16 protein-coding genes are annotated in these 15,310 nt (G+C 70.4%); 10 read left to right on the top strand and 6 right to left on the bottom strand.

The window, feature by feature from the left end:
• Positions 1-67: 67 nt before the first annotated feature.
• The 5 genes from NIE79_RS06105 (at position 68) to NIE79_RS06125 (ending at position 3,528) form a co-directional block, all read left to right on the top strand.
• Positions 68-835 (top strand): hypothetical protein, encoded by a 768-nt coding sequence (locus tag NIE79_RS06105; protein ID WP_238677607.1) that lies wholly within the window; start codon positions 68-70, stop codon positions 833-835.
• 72 nt (positions 836-907) lie between these two features.
• On the top strand, positions 908-1,564 hold the full coding sequence (locus tag NIE79_RS06110; RefSeq protein WP_238677608.1) for a hypothetical protein: 657 nt from the start codon (positions 908-910) through the stop codon (positions 1,562-1,564).
• Between the two features lie 10 nt (positions 1,565-1,574).
• On the top strand, positions 1,575-2,384 hold the full coding sequence (locus tag NIE79_RS06115; protein WP_238677609.1) for an SDR family NAD(P)-dependent oxidoreductase: 810 nt from the start codon (positions 1,575-1,577) through the stop codon (positions 2,382-2,384).
• A 169-nt stretch (positions 2,385-2,553) separates the two neighbouring features.
• A complete protein-coding gene (pyrE, locus tag NIE79_RS06120; RefSeq protein ID WP_112586136.1) occupies positions 2,554-3,093 on the top strand; it encodes an orotate phosphoribosyltransferase in 540 nt (179 codons plus the stop codon).
• A gap of 57 nt (positions 3,094-3,150) precedes the next feature.
• Complete coding sequence (locus NIE79_RS06125; protein WP_030332125.1) at positions 3,151-3,528, top strand: ArsR/SmtB family transcription factor; 378 nt, start codon at positions 3,151-3,153, stop codon at positions 3,526-3,528.
• Between the two features lie 167 nt (positions 3,529-3,695).
• Here the strand turns inward: NIE79_RS06125 and NIE79_RS06130 are convergent, their stop codons facing one another.
• The gene (locus NIE79_RS06130; protein ID WP_238677610.1) at positions 3,696-4,517 is read right to left on the bottom strand and encodes a DedA family protein; all 822 of its coding nucleotides are present in this window, start codon (positions 4,515-4,517) and stop codon (positions 3,696-3,698) included.
• 128 nt (positions 4,518-4,645) lie between these two features.
• The gene (locus tag NIE79_RS06135) at positions 4,646-6,226 is read right to left on the bottom strand and encodes an LPXTG cell wall anchor domain-containing protein (RefSeq protein WP_238677611.1); all 1,581 of its coding nucleotides are present in this window, start codon (positions 6,224-6,226) and stop codon (positions 4,646-4,648) included.
• 180 nt (positions 6,227-6,406) lie between these two features.
• Between NIE79_RS06135 and NIE79_RS06140 the strand changes: the two genes are divergently transcribed.
• Positions 6,407-6,886 (top strand): SigE family RNA polymerase sigma factor, encoded by a 480-nt coding sequence (locus tag NIE79_RS06140; protein WP_238677612.1) that lies wholly within the window; start codon positions 6,407-6,409, stop codon positions 6,884-6,886.
• Positions 6,887-6,888: 2 nt separating this feature from the next.
• The gene (locus NIE79_RS06145) at positions 6,889-7,950 is read left to right on the top strand and encodes an LCP family protein (protein WP_238677613.1); all 1,062 of its coding nucleotides are present in this window, start codon (positions 6,889-6,891) and stop codon (positions 7,948-7,950) included.
• A gap of 73 nt (positions 7,951-8,023) precedes the next feature.
• Here the strand turns inward: NIE79_RS06145 and NIE79_RS06150 are convergent, their stop codons facing one another.
• Both NIE79_RS06150 and NIE79_RS06155 read right to left on the bottom strand, forming a co-directional pair.
• Positions 8,024-9,589 carry an LPXTG cell wall anchor domain-containing protein gene (locus tag NIE79_RS06150; RefSeq protein ID WP_238677614.1) on the bottom strand — a complete coding sequence of 522 codons (1,566 nt, stop codon included), beginning with the start codon at positions 9,587-9,589 and terminating at the stop codon, positions 8,024-8,026.
• 148 nt (positions 9,590-9,737) lie between these two features.
• On the bottom strand, positions 9,738-9,950 hold the full coding sequence (locus tag NIE79_RS06155; protein WP_238677615.1) for a hypothetical protein: 213 nt from the start codon (positions 9,948-9,950) through the stop codon (positions 9,738-9,740).
• A 123-nt stretch (positions 9,951-10,073) separates the two neighbouring features.
• Here NIE79_RS06155 and NIE79_RS06160 point away from each other — a divergent pair, with 123 nt between their 5' ends.
• Positions 10,074-10,457 (top strand): phage holin family protein, encoded by a 384-nt coding sequence (locus tag NIE79_RS06160; RefSeq protein ID WP_238677616.1) that lies wholly within the window; start codon positions 10,074-10,076, stop codon positions 10,455-10,457.
• A gap of 136 nt (positions 10,458-10,593) precedes the next feature.
• Positions 10,594-11,619, top strand: coding sequence for a class II fructose-bisphosphate aldolase (fbaA, locus tag NIE79_RS06165; RefSeq protein ID WP_238677617.1), 1,026 nt, complete (start codon positions 10,594-10,596; stop codon positions 11,617-11,619).
• Between the two features lie 50 nt (positions 11,620-11,669).
• Here the strand turns inward: fbaA and NIE79_RS06170 are convergent, their stop codons facing one another.
• On the bottom strand, positions 11,670-12,863 hold the full coding sequence (locus NIE79_RS06170; RefSeq protein ID WP_238677618.1) for an LOG family protein: 1,194 nt from the start codon (positions 12,861-12,863) through the stop codon (positions 11,670-11,672).
• Positions 12,864-13,112: 249 nt separating this feature from the next.
• Here NIE79_RS06170 and NIE79_RS06175 point away from each other — a divergent pair, with 249 nt between their 5' ends.
• Complete coding sequence (locus tag NIE79_RS06175; protein WP_238677619.1) at positions 13,113-13,541, top strand: DUF3151 domain-containing protein; 429 nt, start codon at positions 13,113-13,115, stop codon at positions 13,539-13,541.
• A 45-nt stretch (positions 13,542-13,586) separates the two neighbouring features.
• Here NIE79_RS06175 and NIE79_RS06180 read toward each other — a convergent pair.
• Positions 13,587-15,310, bottom strand: a 1,724-nt coding sequence (locus NIE79_RS06180; RefSeq protein WP_238677620.1) for a MinD/ParA family ATP-binding protein, incomplete at its 5' end; no start/stop codon positions are given.

Raw genomic sequence — 15,310 nt, forward strand, 5'->3', positions numbered from 1 at the left:
TCGTCACGGCATGCCGAACTGGCCGGTTGTCGATACGGTGTGGGCGCGATCTTAGGGAAGGAGAATCGTGGTCGATTCCCAGAGCACGCCGGCCCGTCAGCGGCCATCCATTGTGTCGATTTCCAGTTACCTGCTCTTCCTGTTCCTGGCACTCCAGGTGATCAGTCTGATCATCTCGCTCAGCACCTTCGGCAAGACGCGCGACGCGCTCCGTGCGGCGTACGAGGGCAGCACCACCGACGGTGACCAGGTGGCCGACGTCTTCGCCGTCGTCGGCATCGGCGGCAGCATCGTCCTGTTGCTGCTCGCGGTCGTGCTGGGCGTGCTGGCCCTGTTCAACAACCAGGGCCGCAACGGCGCCCGGATCACCACCTGGATCGTCGGCGGCATCATGGTCTGCTGCGTCGGCGGTAGCCTGCTCAGCAACGCGGCCGGCGGTTTCAACACCGGTGGCGGAACTACCGGCGACGGGCCGAGCCCGGAGGAGATCCAGCGCCGCCTGGAGGAGGCCCTGCCCTCCTGGGTCACCCCGGTCAGCCTCCTGCTCAATGTGCTCAGCCTGATCGCACTGATCACGGCGCTGGTCCTGCTGGCGCTGCCGAAGGCGAACCCGTTCTTCCGCAAGCAGACCGCAGGCTGGGAGCCGCCCACCCCGGGCGCCAGCTACCCGGGCCACCCGCAGGCGCCGGGTCAGCCCGGTTACCCGCAGGCGTCCGGTGAGCCGGGCTATCCGTCGAGTGGGGAGCCGAGCTACCCGCCGCCGCCGGCCGCGAACCGCCCGGACGACACGCCGCCCACGGATCGGCCCGGGTCAACCCCGCCGTCGACGAGCTGACGGCTCGATAAGCACGACGCCGACGATCCCTCCGAGTAGGTTGCAACCCGACGCCTACCGGAGGGATTCGTCGTGTCGTACCCGGAATCGGCACCGGCCCGCAGGCCCGCCGCCGTCCTGTCGGCCGCGACAGTGCTGTTGGTGATGGCGGTCGCCGCGCTCGCGTACGCCGTGGTGGACCTGGTGGTGCTGGGCGGGACTGTCGACGCGTTCCGCTCCGCCGCCCGCGACACTTCGGCGAGCCCGGAGCAGATCGATGACGTGGTGACTCTGCTCCGCGCGTCCGCTGTGCTGTCGGCGGTGGTGGCGGTGCTCTCCGCGCCGCTGCTCGCTGGCCTCGCCTTCGGGTTGCTGGCCGGTCGCAACGGCGTCCGGGTGGCGACCTGGGTGGTCAGTGGGCTCGGCGTGCTCGCCGGCTGTTGCAGCGTGGCGGTGGTCGTCGGAGAACGTGCCGCGCCACTGCAACTGGGCTCCGGCGAGCAGGCCCTCGCCGAGTTGCTGGGTCTGATCGGCGACGCGTACCCGTCCTGGTGGATCCCGCTCAACGCCGGGCTTTCCGTCGCACAGGCGCTCGGTTACCTTGTAGTAGCTACGCTGCTGGCGCTGCCGGCGGCGACCAGCTGGTTCGGCCGCCACCGCTCGACGGCACCAACCGCGCCGCCCATGTTCACGCCCGCCCCGCACCAGCCCCCGTCGGCGCCGCACGCGCCCCCGTACCCGCCCAGGTGAGGACCACCCCGTGACGCTCGACCCCACGACTGCCGAGCGCCGAGCCCTGATCACCGGGGCCACCGCCGGCATCGGCGCGGCGTTCACGCGACGACTGGCCGCCGACGGCTGGCATCTGGTGCTCGTCGCCCGCGACGCGGCGCGCCTCACCGAGCTGGCCACCGAGCTGGGCTCCACGTACGGACGCGAGGTGGAGACGATCCCGGCGGATCTGTCCACCGACGACGGCTGCGCCATCGTGGAGCAGCGGCTCGCCGACGGCAGCCCGGTGCACCTGCTGGTCAACAATGCGGGGATCAGCCTGAACAAACCGTTCCTGCGCTCGACGGCGGAGGACGAGGCACGACTGTTGCGACTCAACGTGCACGCGGTCATGCGGCTGACCCTTGCGGCGCTTCGACCGATGACTGAACGGCGAAATGGGGCAGTGATAAATGTCTCTTCGGTCGCCGGGTTCGGCACCGCGATGCCCGGATCGACGTACTCCGCCAGCAAGGCGTGGGTCACCAACTTCAGTGAGTCCGTCGGGCAGTCCGCGCGGCCGTTCGGCGTTCAGGTGATGGCCCTCTGCCCCGGCTACACGCGCACCGAATTCCATCAGCGAGCCGGCATCAACATGTCCAAGACGCCGGAGTGGCTGTGGCTGCGGGCCGAGGATGTCGTGGACGAAGCCCTGCGTGACCTGCGCAAAGGCAAGATGGTCAGCATCCCGGCGTGGAAGTACAAGGTGGTCGTCGCCGGTATGCGACACGCGCCGCGGCGGCTGCTCCAGGCGGTCGCGCGGGACACCCGCGGCCGGATCGGTCGCGACGAGCGCTGAGCTTCGATCGGCCCGCCGACCCCGAGTGAGTGGTGGGACGCCGCTGGCACGCCGCTGTCGGGCCAGTTGCTGAGCGTAGTCGAACATCGCCAGTCATCGGTTCCCCCCGAGGCTGATCAGGGTGGACCCCGCACACGGCGTTCAGAGTTGCGCAGTAACCTCTATCGCCATGGGGGACCACGACGACCTGCGTAAATTCATTACCGACCTGGCTGTGGTCCACGGCCGGGTCGTGCTCTCGTCGGGGCGCGAGGCAGACTGGTACGTGGATCTGCGGCGCGTCACGCTCCATCACCGGGCCGCTCCTCTGGTCGGCCGGGTGTTGCTCGACCTCACCGCCGACTGGGAGTTCGACGCCGTCGGGGGCCTCACCCTGGGGGCGGATCCTGTCGCGCTCTCGATGCTGCACGCCGCCGCTCCGACCGGCCGGGCCCTGGACGCCTTTGTGGTGCGCAAGGCGGGCAAGGCTCACGGTCTTCAGCGGCGGATCGAGGGACCGGAGGTGGCTGGCCGCCGAGTGTTGGCGGTGGAGGACACATCGACGACGGGCGGAAGTGTTTTGACGGCTGTCGAGGCGCTTCGCGAGGCCGGGGCGGAAGTCGTGGGTGTGGTGGTTATTGTTGATCGAGGCGCCGGCGACGCGGTGCGAGCCGCCGGATTGCCGTACCGGGCGGCCTATACGTTGGCTGACCTCGGCCTTGTGGCGTAAAAGTCTGCCGATTCGGATCTGCTGATATGCAGGCGGATCGATGCTGCTGGTGGAAGGATGGAATACGTGGGAACTGCGTTGGCCGAAATGACTATGCCTCAGATCTCGCCGCTAAACGGCGAGCCGATCGAACGTGCCGATGCCGAGCGTCTCGCCGGGGTCCTCAAGGCCCTTGCTGATCCTGCTCGGTTGCGGCTGCTCAGCCTGATCCAGTCGGCCCCCGAGGGCGAGGCGTGCGTCTGTGACCTGACGGCGCCGCTCGGCCTCTCTCAGCCGACGGTCAGTCACCACCTGCGCATCCTCACCGAGGCTGGCTTGTTGCAGCGGGAGAAGCGCGGTGTCTGGGCGTACTACAGCCTGGTCCCGAGTGCGATCGCGACGATCGCCGACCTGCTGACCCCGCCGCGTAAGCGGGCCACCAAGAAGGCCCGCTGACGTAGGCACTACACGCCGTCCCGAGTTGGGGCCGGCGTCCGGTGGCGAGCCAGGGGTGGCGCCACCGGTGGTTGACACCTGCTCGTCCCCGGTCGCACCACCGGAGGCCGGGTTCGACATGCCGACGGCCGACCCCCTCACCAGGGGGCCGGCCGTCGTCGTACCGCTCAACGATCCTGACCGTGCTCCGGGCGTTGACCGCCGTGCTGGTGCCGGTCGTGGTCGAACGCCTCGCGAGCCGCCTCCACAGCGCCGGCGGCACTGGCCGCCGCGACCACCGCGACCGCCTCGCCGCGCTTACGAGCCCGCCGGTCGCGAAGGAACTCGAAGAAGATCGGCAGCACCGAGATCAGAATGATCAGGGCCACCACCGGCAGGATGTAGTGGTCGATCTTGTCGCCGATGGCCTGGTAGATCTGCTCAGCCAGCAGGTAGCCGATCAGCAGGATGCCGTCCACCCAGAGCACCGCGCCGACGATGTTCCAGAGCAGGAACTTCTTCGCCGGCATGCCGAGCGCGCCCGCGACCGGGTTGAGGAACGTCCGGACGATCGGAATGAAGCGCGCCAGCACGACGGCCTTCGCCGGGCCGAACTTCTGGAAGTAGTACTCGGCCTTCTCCACGTACTCCTTCTTGAAGAGCCGGGAGTTCGGCCGCTCGAACATCGGCCGGCCGTACCGCGCGCCGAGCCAGTGCCCCAGCTGGGCGCCGACGATCGCGCAGATCGGCCCACCGATCAGCAGGCCGACGAGGGAGAGGCGGGTGCCGTCGCCGAAGATCGCGTCCGCCACCGGTGACGAGGCGACGCCGGCGAGGAACAGCAGCGAGTCACCCGGAAAGAAGAAGCCCACCAGCAGGCCGGTCTCGGCGAAGAGGATCACCCACACGCCGATCAGCCCGAAGGTCTGCAACAGATCCTTGGGATCGAGCGGGTTCAAAGCGACGCTCTCCACGAGAGCGCGGGTCTTCTCAGCTGTGTCCACGGCCACAAAGGGTACCGAAGCCCAGGGTCCCGGCCGCGCCGGACCGGCCCGTCACCACCCGCCCGCGCCGCAGGTCCTACGACGGTGCCCCGCCGACCGTGGTGGTCGACGGGGCACCTGCGGTGCGAAGTGGGTCAGGCGACGAAGCGGGTCCGGCGGCGCTTGGCCACCAGGTAGCCGCCGGCGCCCGCGGCGAGCAGCAGCGCGCCGAGGCCGGCGATCAGCCCGGTGGACTGACCGGTGATCGGCAGCGAACCGCCGTCACCGTCACCGTCACCGCCGCCCGTGCCACCGCCCGCGCCGCTGGCCGCGTTGACCAGGATCTTGGCGACGTCGTTGGCGGGCTTCAGATCCTCGTAGAAGCCGCCATCGCACTCGCACGGCACGTTGACCTTGATGGTGCCGGTGGCGTTGGCGACCACCTTGTCGATCCGGAACGTGAACTCACCGGTCAGGGTCTCACCGGCCGCCGCGAACGGGCCCGGGTAGCAGCGGTACTCGCTGGCGCCGGGGGTGCCCGCCTCCGGCCACTCGACGTCACTGCCGGTCCGCGGAGCGCAGTCCACCGGCACCTCGACGGCGGTGGTACCGGTCGGGACCGTCACGTCGACGTACGTCACGTTGGAGTCGCTGCGGAGGTAGTCCAGCGTCGCCGGACCGTTGTTGCGGAAACCGAGGGCGGCGGTCAGCTCGGCACCCTTCTTGCCGTTGAGCGTGGCACCGACGGCCTCCAGGTCGGCGCCGTTCTTGCCAGTCACCTCTACCTTCAGCTCGCTGAAGTTGTTGCTGGGGTCGGTGTCGGTCTGCACGGCACGGGCCGCGCGAGCGGCGGAGACCGCCTTCAGCGACAGCGTCTTGCCGGTGCCGCGACGGGCCTCTTCCGCGCCGGCCTCCTTGCGGATCCCGAGGAGATCCTCGAAGTCGGCAGGGGTCATGAACCAGGCGTAGCTGTACTCGCGACCTGGCGCGTAGGTGTCGGTGGCCAGTTCGTAGTTGAAGGTCGCCGTCGCGCCCCCGGAAGCCGGGATCTTCTCATCGAACTCGCAGGCGAAGAGGAAGTCGTCGGCGTAGAGGCAGTTGTCGAACCGCTCCTTGGTCCGGATGCCGTAGTCGGTGTCGAACATGGCCACGACACCATCGACCTCGGTCGTGCCGGCATTGAACACCGTCACCGGCGCCTGGAACTTGCCGCCGGGTGCCGCCGTCACAGTGGAGTCCGGCCCGCCCTGCAGGTCGACGCCCTCGCCGACCCGGATCTGGGAGGCGTAGCTGGAGGCCTCCTTGCCGGCGACCTTGAGGCTGATCTTCAGCTCGCCGGTGTCGCCCTTCGCTGCCTTGTCGGTCGGCGCGATGACGACCTCCCCGAAGAAGCCGCCGTACAACCCGTCGACGGTGACCGGACCGTTTTCGCGGCAGAGCAGGACGCCCTCGCCGTCGGCGGTGCAGTCGTTACCGCTCTCGCCCGCCAGCGTGACCTTGCCGGCGAGGCTGCTGTAGTCGTAACGAACCGAGACCTCGTTGAGCACTGCGGACTCGCTGCTGTACACGGACGGCGACCGAACGACGCCAGCCGAATCGGCGGCGACGGTGACGTCCTCGAAGTACAGGTCGAACTCGGCCGCGGGGGCGGCGACGGCCGGGCTGGCGGAGGCAGCGACGAACGCGCCTGCTACGCCCAGTCCGGCGAGCCAACGCCGGGTGGAGTGGGTGAGCATGAGGGGGTTCCTCCAGTTGGGGGATCAGGTGGAGCCTGCGGATCTTAAGGAATCGCTAAGGCTGATTGCATCCCCCGGAGCCGCCCACTGGATAAGACGAACCAAAAGGTTGATCAGAGTCGCCGCAACGTTCGGTCGGTCCGCTTCCGTCATCTGTGGCAGGAGCCCCCGGGAGGTGCAGTGACGTACGAGGAGTTCGCGGACACGCGGCTGGCCCCGCTACTGCGGTACGCGGTCATGCTGACCGGCGAACCACACCAGGCTCAGGATCTGGTCCAGGAGACCATGGTCCGGGTCCAGCTCAACTGGCGTCGGGTCGCCCGCGCGGACTCGCCCGAGCGTTACGTACGCCGGATGCTCACCAACCAGTACGTCGACTGGCGGCGCGGCTCGTGGGTTCGCCGGGTGCTGCTGCGCGGGGAGCCCGACACGTCGGTGCCGATGCCCACCGACCATGCCCAGTCCGCCGTGGACCGGGATCAGGTCTGGTCCTGGCTGTCCCGGCTGCCGCGTCGGCAGCGGGCGGCTCTGGTGCTGCGCTACTACGAAGACCTGCCCGACGTCGAGATCGCCGACACTCTCGGCTGTGCCGTCGGGACCGTCCGTTCGTCCATCTCCCGGGCCCTGGCCACGCTCCGGGCCGAGTACGTGGAGGCGTGAACATGATCGAGGATGACCTGCGTGCCGCGTTCGTCCGGCACGAACCGTTGACCCCGTCGACGGGTCCGCTGCGGGTCGCGATCGACCGGCTCGCCGCTGTCCGCCGTCGCCGTCGGCAGCGGTTCCAGGCCGCCGGCGTCACGCTCGCCCTGCTCGGCGCGCTCGGAGTCGGGGTGCCGCACCTGCGCCCCGATCGACAGGTGGAGGGCCCGTCGTTGTCCGGTCAACCGGCTGGCGCGCAGTCCGGGGCGCTGAACGTCCTGCTGGTCGGTGTGGACGGCTTCGGCGACCAACCGTCGTACCGGTTGGCGGACTCCGTCCTGCTGGTGCACATCCCGGCCGACCGGAGCCGGCCGTACCTCATCTCGTTGCCGCGCGACCTGGAGGTCTCGATCCCCGGCCGGGGGGTCGAGAAGCTCAACAGCGCGTTCTACACCGGCGCCGGCGAACCCCGGCCCGACCTGGACGCCGGCTACGACCTGACCCGCCAGGTGGTCGCCGACCTGACCGGGGTACGCGTCGACGCCGGCGCGGTGCTGACCTTCGCCGGGCTGCGTCGGATCACCGAGGCGGTCGACGGGGTGGAGGTGTGCCTTCCGAAGGAGGTTCGGTCCTGGCACACCCGCCGGACCTTCCCGGCCGGCTGTCAGCTGCTCGACGGCGATGCCTCCGTCGACCTGTTGCGGCAACGGCGGTACCCGCCCGACGGCGCGTCCGACCGGGACCGTAACGCCCAGCGCTACGTCGCCGGGCTGGTCCGGCGGGCTGTCGCCCAGGACGTGCTGACCAGTCCGGTCCGGCTCACCGCGCTGCTGTCGGCCGCCGGCAAGGGTCTGGCGGTCGACGACGACGGCCTGCCGCTGACCAGGCTGGTGGCGGTGCTACCCGAGCTGAAGACAGTCGACCCGGTGGGGCTCAGCCTGCCGGTCGGCCCCCCGGCGGGCAACGCTTCGCGTCTGCCGCTGGACCCGAAGCAGGGCCCGGAGTTCCTCGCCGCGCTGCGGGAGGATCGGGTGGCGCAGTGGGCGGCGCAGCACCCGGAGCAGGTCAATCCCGTCCGGTGACGGACGAGGACATCACAACGACGCCCCGCCGACCCGGTACGGGTCGGCGGGGCGTCGGTCGGGTCGGGGTGGGTCAGGCGACGAAGCGGCCGCCGTGGCGTCGGGCGAGCAGGTAGCAGCCCGCACCGGTGACGAGCAGCAGGGCGCCGATGCCGGCGATCAGGCTGGTGGGGGCGCCGGTGATGGGCAGCGAACCACCGCCGCCACCGCCACCACCGCCGTCACCATCGCCTTGGCCGCCGCCCTGGGCCGCGTTGACCACGATGGTGGCCCTGTCGTTGGCCGGCTTGATGTCGTCCTCGAAGCTGCCGCCGGCGGGGCACTGGCACGGCGCGTTGACCTGCACCGCACCCCGGGCGTTGGGAATGACCCTGTCGATACGCAGCCGGAACTTCGTGGTGTAGCTCTGCCCGGCCACCAGCAGCATCTCCGAGGCGCACTGGTACGTGCGGGTGCCCTGCCGCAACTGGCAGGTGTCGGGGACCTCGACGGCGGTGGTGCCCGGTGGCAGCTCGACGGCGGTGTGAGTGGCGGCCTCGTAGTCAGCGTTCGTCCCGTCGAGCGTCGCCGGGCCGTTGTTCCGGAAGCCGACGGTCGCCGTGACGACGGCGCCGGCCGTGCCCTTGAGCGTGGCACCGATCGCCGCGAGGTCGGTGCCGTTCTTGCCGGTGGTCTTGATGGTCCACCCGGTGTAGTCGTAGGCCGGGCCGACATCGGTCTGGTCGGCCTGCCGCACGCTGGCGGGCGCCTCGGCCAGAGTCAGCTTCGGGCCGCTGCCGGGAGTGCCCGCCCGGGCGCCGACGGCTGCAAGTACCCGGGTCAGGTCCTCGAAGTCGGCAGTGGTCATGAACTGGGCGTAGCCGGACTGGTTGCTCGGCGCGTACGTGTCCTTGGCGAGTTCGAGGTTCAGCGCTGTGGCGAGCCCGGTGCCCACCGGGATGTCCACGTCGAACTGGCAGGAGACCAGGTGGTCGTCGGCGTAGCGGCAGTTGCTGAACCGGTCCTTGGTGCGGATCGAGTAGCTGAGATCGAAGACCGCCACGAATCCGTTGATGACCGTGTCGCCGGCGTTGGCCACTACCAGCGGCACCGAGAACTTCCCACCGGGCTTGGCGGAGAGGGTGGTGAACGGCCCGCCGGTCAGGTCGACCCCCTCACCGACCCGGACACGGGAGGTGTAGCTGCCGCGCCGCCCGCCGGCCGCCTGGAAGCTGACAGCGACGTCGCCGGAGTCGCCGAGCTGCGCATCTTCGGTGAGGCCGAGGTTCACCCGCTTGGCCCCGTTGCGGTAGATCCCGCTGCCGAGCGGCGGCATCTCGTACAGGGTGACATCGGAGGGCTCCGCGCAGACCAGAACCCCCGGCTCCGGCGCGGTGCACTCCTGGCCGTCCGCCGGAGTCACAGTGAGCTTGTCGGCCAGGGAGCGATAGTCGTACCGCACGGAGACGTCGCTGAGGACCGTCTGCTCGTCGGCGTACAGGAACAGGCCGCGGATGGTCGGCGTCGCGCCGATGGCCAGTGTGGCGTCCTGGAAGTAGGGCTCGATCGTGGGTGCGGCGACGGCGGGGGCGGCGGAGGCGACGATCAACGCGCCGGCGGCGCCGAGCCCGGTCAGCCAGCGGAGCGAGTGCTTGAGCATGGGGGTCCTCCCGTGGGGGTACAGGTGGCGCTCGTCCAACCTAGGGAGGCCCCGACTCCTCCGGTAACCCCTTTCGGATCGATATTTGTCTCATGACCCGAACGGTTGAACATCCCTGTCGCAACGGGCGGCCGACCCCGCGACGGAATCAGCGGTAGTCGTCCTCGTCCCCGGTGACCACCCGGGCCTGCTCCATCGCGTCCCAGTCGTCGACCTCCAGGCCGCGGTGCGGCTCACTGTCGACGCCGTCCGGACCGGCGACGGTGGCCTGCTCGACCGCGTCGGCCGGGTCCGCCTCGGGGTCGCGTTCGTTGGGCGCGAGGTGGTCGCCGGGGGTGAAGTCCTCGTCGGGCTGACCCATCATCCCTCCCGGGGGTCTCGGGGCATGGCTTCCACCCACCGTACGGGTTGGGCCGGCGCACCGCCCGGAAGCGAGTAGGCGGAATCAGCCCTTGGCGACGCGACCCGGTGCCAGGATGGTGCCGTGGGCTTCCTCATCAGACTGGCGATCACCGCTGTCGCGTTGTGGATAACCACGCTGATCGTGCCCGGGGTCGACGTGCACGGTCGCTCGGGTGGCAACACCGTCCTCACCCTGATCGTGGTGGCGCTGATCTTCGGCGTGATCAACGCGGTGCTCAAGCCGGTGATCCGGGTCGTCGGCTGTGTGTTCTACCTGCTGACCCTGGGCCTGTTCGCGCTGGTGGTCAACGCGTTGCTGTTCCTGCTCACCGACCGGATCGCCAGCGGGCTCGACCTGCCGTTCCAGGTGGACGGATTCTGGCCGGCGTTCTGGGGAGCCATCGTGATGACGGTGGTGACCTGGTTGATCAGCGTCATCGTGCCGGACAACCTGGACCGGCGGTAAAGGGCTGGCACCCGGGTCGGTTGTTCCGGCGCACCTCACCTACGGGATACTTCCGGGCGGAGGACAGCGCGGTCCGGCGCACAAATGAAGAACAGCGGCCAGCACGGCCGAGAGTGGTAAGTAAGGAGCGCATCACATGCCCATCGCTTCCCCCGAGGCTTACGCGGAGATGCTGGACCGCGCCAAGGCTGGCCGGTACGCGTACCCCGCGATCAACGTGACCTCCTCCCAGACGCTGAACGCGGCGCTCAAGGGCTTCGCCGACGCGGAGAGCGACGGCATCATCCAGGTCTCCACCGGTGGCGCCGAGTACCTCTCCGGCCCGTCGATCAAGGACATGGTCACCGGCGCGGTGGCGTTCGCCGCGTACGCGCACGAGGTGGCCAAGAAGTACTCGGTCAACATCGCCCTGCACACCGACCACTGCCCGAAGGACAAGCTGGACGGGTTCGTCCGTCCGCTGATGGCCATCTCGCAGGAGCGGGTGAAGCGCGGCGAGGAGCCGCTGTACCAGTCGCACATGTGGGACGGCTCGGCCGTGCCGGTCGCGGAGAACCTGCAGATCGCCGCCCAGCTGCTCGACGAGGCCGCCAAGGGCAAGATCGTCCTCGAGATCGAGGTCGGCGTCGTCGGTGGCGAGGAGGACGGCGTCGAGAACGCCATCAACGACAAGCTCTACACCACCACCGATGACGGTCTGGCCATGGTCGAGGCGCTCGGCCTCGGCGAGAAGGGCCGCTACATGGCGGCGCTGACCTTCGGCAACGTGCACGGCGTCTACAAGCCGGGCAACGTCAAGCTGCGTCCGGAGATCCTCAACCAGATCCAGGAGGCGGTCGGCGCCAAGTACGGCAAGGACAAGCCGCTCAGCCTGGTCTTCCACGGCGGCTCGGGCTCCCTGCTCAGCGAGATCCGTGAGGCTCTGGACTACGGCGTCGTGAAGATGAACATCGACACCGACACCCAGTACGCCTTCACCCGCCCCGTCGCGGACCACATGCTCCGCAACTACGACGGCGTGCTGAAGATCGACGGCGAGGTCGGCAACAAGAAGCTGTACGACCCGCGCGCCTGGGGCAAGGCCGCCGAGGCCGGCCTGGCCGCCCGCGTCGTCCAGGCCTGCGAGGACCTGCGCTCCACCGGCACCACGATGACCAAGTAACGACGTACCACCAACGGCCGGCTTCCCGCACGGGGAGCCGGCCGTCGTCGTCAGGCCGTCAACAGGCGTACGGCCTCGCGCACGTCGTCGGTGAGGTGGATCGTCGACGACAGGTCACCGAACGGGGACGCGGCCAGCAGCGGCCGCAACAGCGCCTCCACCGGCAGTTCAGTGGTCCAGTAGGCACGGTCCAGGAAGATGTACGCCCCGCTGGCCCCGTCGGTGCCGTAGTAGGTCTTGGTGGCCGCCTGGAACACCTCCTGCACAGTGCCCGCCCGCCCCGGCGCGAAGACGATGCCGCCCCGGGCGAGGCGCAGGATGGTGTCCTCCCGGATCGCGTTCGAGAAGTACTTCGCGATCCGCCCGGCGAACAGGTTCGCCGGCTCGTGCCCGTACAGCCAGGTCGGAATGGCCAGACCACCGGCACGCGCCCAGCCCAGATCGTCGCCACGTTGCCGGGGCACCCCCGCGTACCGCTGCCGGACCGTCAGCGCGGTGGCCGTGTACCGGTGGTGGTCGGTGAAGTCGGGGGCGGTGGCCAGCAGGTCGATAGCGGCCGTCACGTCGGTCGCCGGCCGGTCCGCCAGGTAGGCGCCCAGGTTCGCGGCCTCCATCACACCGGGGCCGCCGCCGGTCACCACCAGCCGGTCGGCCCGCGCCAGCTCCCAACCCAGCACGGCCGCCATCCGGTACGCGGGACTGCCGCGCCGCACCGCGTGCCCGCCCATGATGCCCACCACCGACTGCGGCCCGTGCGCGGTCAGCCAGACCCGGGTGGCGTCGGCCAGCGCGTTGTCCACGCCGTGGTCGTGCAGCCGCTGGCCCAGTGCCTCCTTGACGTCCGGCAGCGCGCCGCCGTGCGCTCGGTAGTGGTCGTACACCCGGGTGTCGTACATCCCGGTGAACCCGCCCTCGGCGAACCCGGCGGCCAGGTCGTCCGGGGTGTAGAGGTGCGTCGGCTGGGTCGGGTACGGCAACCCCGAGAACGGCGGCACCACGTTCGCGCCGCGCCGGACCAGGTCGGCGCCCACGTCCCGGGACGCGAACCGGCAACCGACGAAGAGGGTGCCGGCGACGTCGATGCTGGTCAGGTCGGGTACCGGTGCGAGGTCGAGCCGCAGACCCTGCACGGTCAGCCCGGTCAGCCGACCGGTGGTCAGCTGGTGGTCGAACTCGGCCCGGGTCTGGATCTCACCGGCGTGCAGGTGCGGCTCGATGACGTCCGCGGGAGGTGGGGTCGGCACCGGGCCATCCTGCCCCTCCGCCGGGGCCGGTCAAACCTCGGGCCAGGGGTGGAACCGACAGGAGCCCGGTGGTCGTGGCCACCGGGCTCCTGCATAACCGGTTCCTGGGGAGGCTCCGGACCATTATTTGTAGTGGAAAACACCAGGCAGCGGCATAGGCCGCAGGCGTGACCAACTCCTCAGCCGTTCAGCGGGACACGTCGGCCGACCCGCTCGCGTGTCGCCCTGTCCAGCGGGTTGAATGGGGCGATGCAGAACCTTTTGCCAGAGCCACCGGCCACCCGCCTGCCCGTGAACGACGAGGCCGACGCCGCCCTGGCCGCCGCCGACGAGGCCGGCACCGATGAGGCGTACGCCAACGTGGCGGCCGGCTTCCCGACCTACAGCGCGGCCTGGGCGGAGCTCGCGGCGCGGGCATTCGCGCAGGACCAGGTGGTGGCGGCGTACGCGTACGCCCGCACCGGCTACCACCGGGGCCTCGACCAACTGCGCCGCAGTGGTTGGAAGGGGCACGGCCCGGTGCCGTGGTCGCACGAGCCCAACCGTGGCTTCCTCCGCTGCCTCTACGTGCTGTCCCGGGCCGCCGACGAGATCGGCGAGGCCGACGAGGCGGCCCGCTGTGCCCAGTTCCTGCGCGACTGCGACCCGGAAGCGGCGGACGCGCTGGCGAGCAACTGACCCCGCCCCGACGGCCGGCCCGACATCGGGCCGGCCGTCGGTCTGCTACAGCCCTTCGGCGACCGCGGCGGCGATCTTGAGCCACGCGTCCCGGGTGGCCGAGGAGAGCCCGCCGTACCGGATCGGCTCGCCGCTGTCGATGAGCCGCTCGTACGGGGCCAGCAGCACCGCCCTGGTGCGGGCCGCGAAGTGCTCCTGGATGGCCGGCAGGTCGATCTCCTTGCGGGACGGTGGCATCGACACCACAGTCACTGCCTGACGGACCAGCCGTTGCCGGCCGCTCTGCTCCAGGTGGTCGAGCATCCGGGCGGCGGTCTCGGCGGAGTCGTTACGGGCCGACATGGTGACCACCAGTTGGTCGGTGGCGTCCATCGACGCCTGCCAGTTCTGCGCCCGCACGTTGTTCCCGGTGTCCACGAAGATCAACTTGTAGAACCGGCTGACCACCTCACGGATCTCGGCGAAAGCGGCAGCTGTCAACATCTCGCCACCGGTGGCCGACTCGTCCGAGGCCAGGACGTCGAACATCCCCTCGCCCTGCGAGCGGACGTACTGCGACAGGTCGCCGACCCGCCCGTGCGCGCCCTGGAACTGCCCGAGGTCACGCAGCATGTCCCGCACCGTGCGGGAGTGGAAGTCCTGTTGGGCGCGCATCCCCAGGGTGCCCTGGGTCTCGTTGTTGTCCCAGGCCAGCACATAGCCGCCGCGCTTCTGACCGAACGTCATCGCGAGCAGCAGGATGGCCACCGTCTTACCGGCACCGCCCTTCGGGTTGACCACCGTGACCTGCCGCAGACCGCCGAAGTTGCGGCGCACCATCTCGATGTCCCGCTTGAGCTCCTGCTCGTGCCGCCCCGGAGAGAGCCGGAGGAGGCCCATCTTGTTGACCACCGCGCGTACACCCATCGTCGCCACCGGGTCGGCGGGTCGAACCTGGCGGCGTCGGGCGAAGTCCTCGGCGGTCGGTGCGGCGGTCGTGTCCGGCGTCCAGCTCGCATCCGGGTACGCGGCCGCGTCCGGGTACGCGGGAGTCGGCACCCGGGTCACCCCATCGGCCTCCTGGTACGGCTGGGCGGGCGTGCCGCCGGGCGAACCCTGCTGCCAGGGCGGCGGGTACCAACCCGGCGAGGGTGGGAACGGCCCGGGCGGTGGGGTCGTCGGCCCGGCCTGCCCCGGATCGTGCTGCGGTGCGGCCAGGCCGTGCGGCGGACCGCTGAACTGCGTGACGTCGGGCGGCGGCGGAATCTGCGCCGGGCCAGCCTGACCGGGGATGAACGGAGGCCCGGAGTGTGCCTGCGCGGGACCAGCGTGCGGGATGACCGGCGGCGGAGGCGGAATCGGAGGCGTGGCGCCGGCCTCGTCCTGAGCGGGAGTGGTCGCTCCAGCCGGGCGTTGCGGCGGGTACGCCCACGGCGACTCGGCAATCGGCCGCGCCGGCCCGTCGGCGGACCCGTCCGCACCGGGCCCACCCGCCTGCTGCACCGGCTGGCCAGTCTGTGGTGCCGGCCCGCCAGCCTGCGGTTTGGTCCCGCCCGGCTGCGGTGCCTGCCCGCCAGCCTGCGGCGCGGTCCCGCCCGGCTGCGGTGCCGGCCCACCAGCCTGCGGCTTGGTCCCGCCCGGCTGCGGTGCCGGAGCACCAGTCGATGGTGTCGGCCCGCCAGTCTGTGGCGCAGGCCGGCCAGTCTGTGGTGTCGGCTCGGCTGCGGCTAGGGCTGCGGCCGGGGAGTCGGCCGGCGCGGCGGCCGGGGGGCGGGCGCGCGGAGGGCGGG

The organism is Micromonospora trifolii, assembly GCF_022229005.1.
GTDB classification, from domain to species: domain Bacteria; phylum Actinomycetota; class Actinomycetes; order Mycobacteriales; family Micromonosporaceae; genus Micromonospora; species Micromonospora trifolii.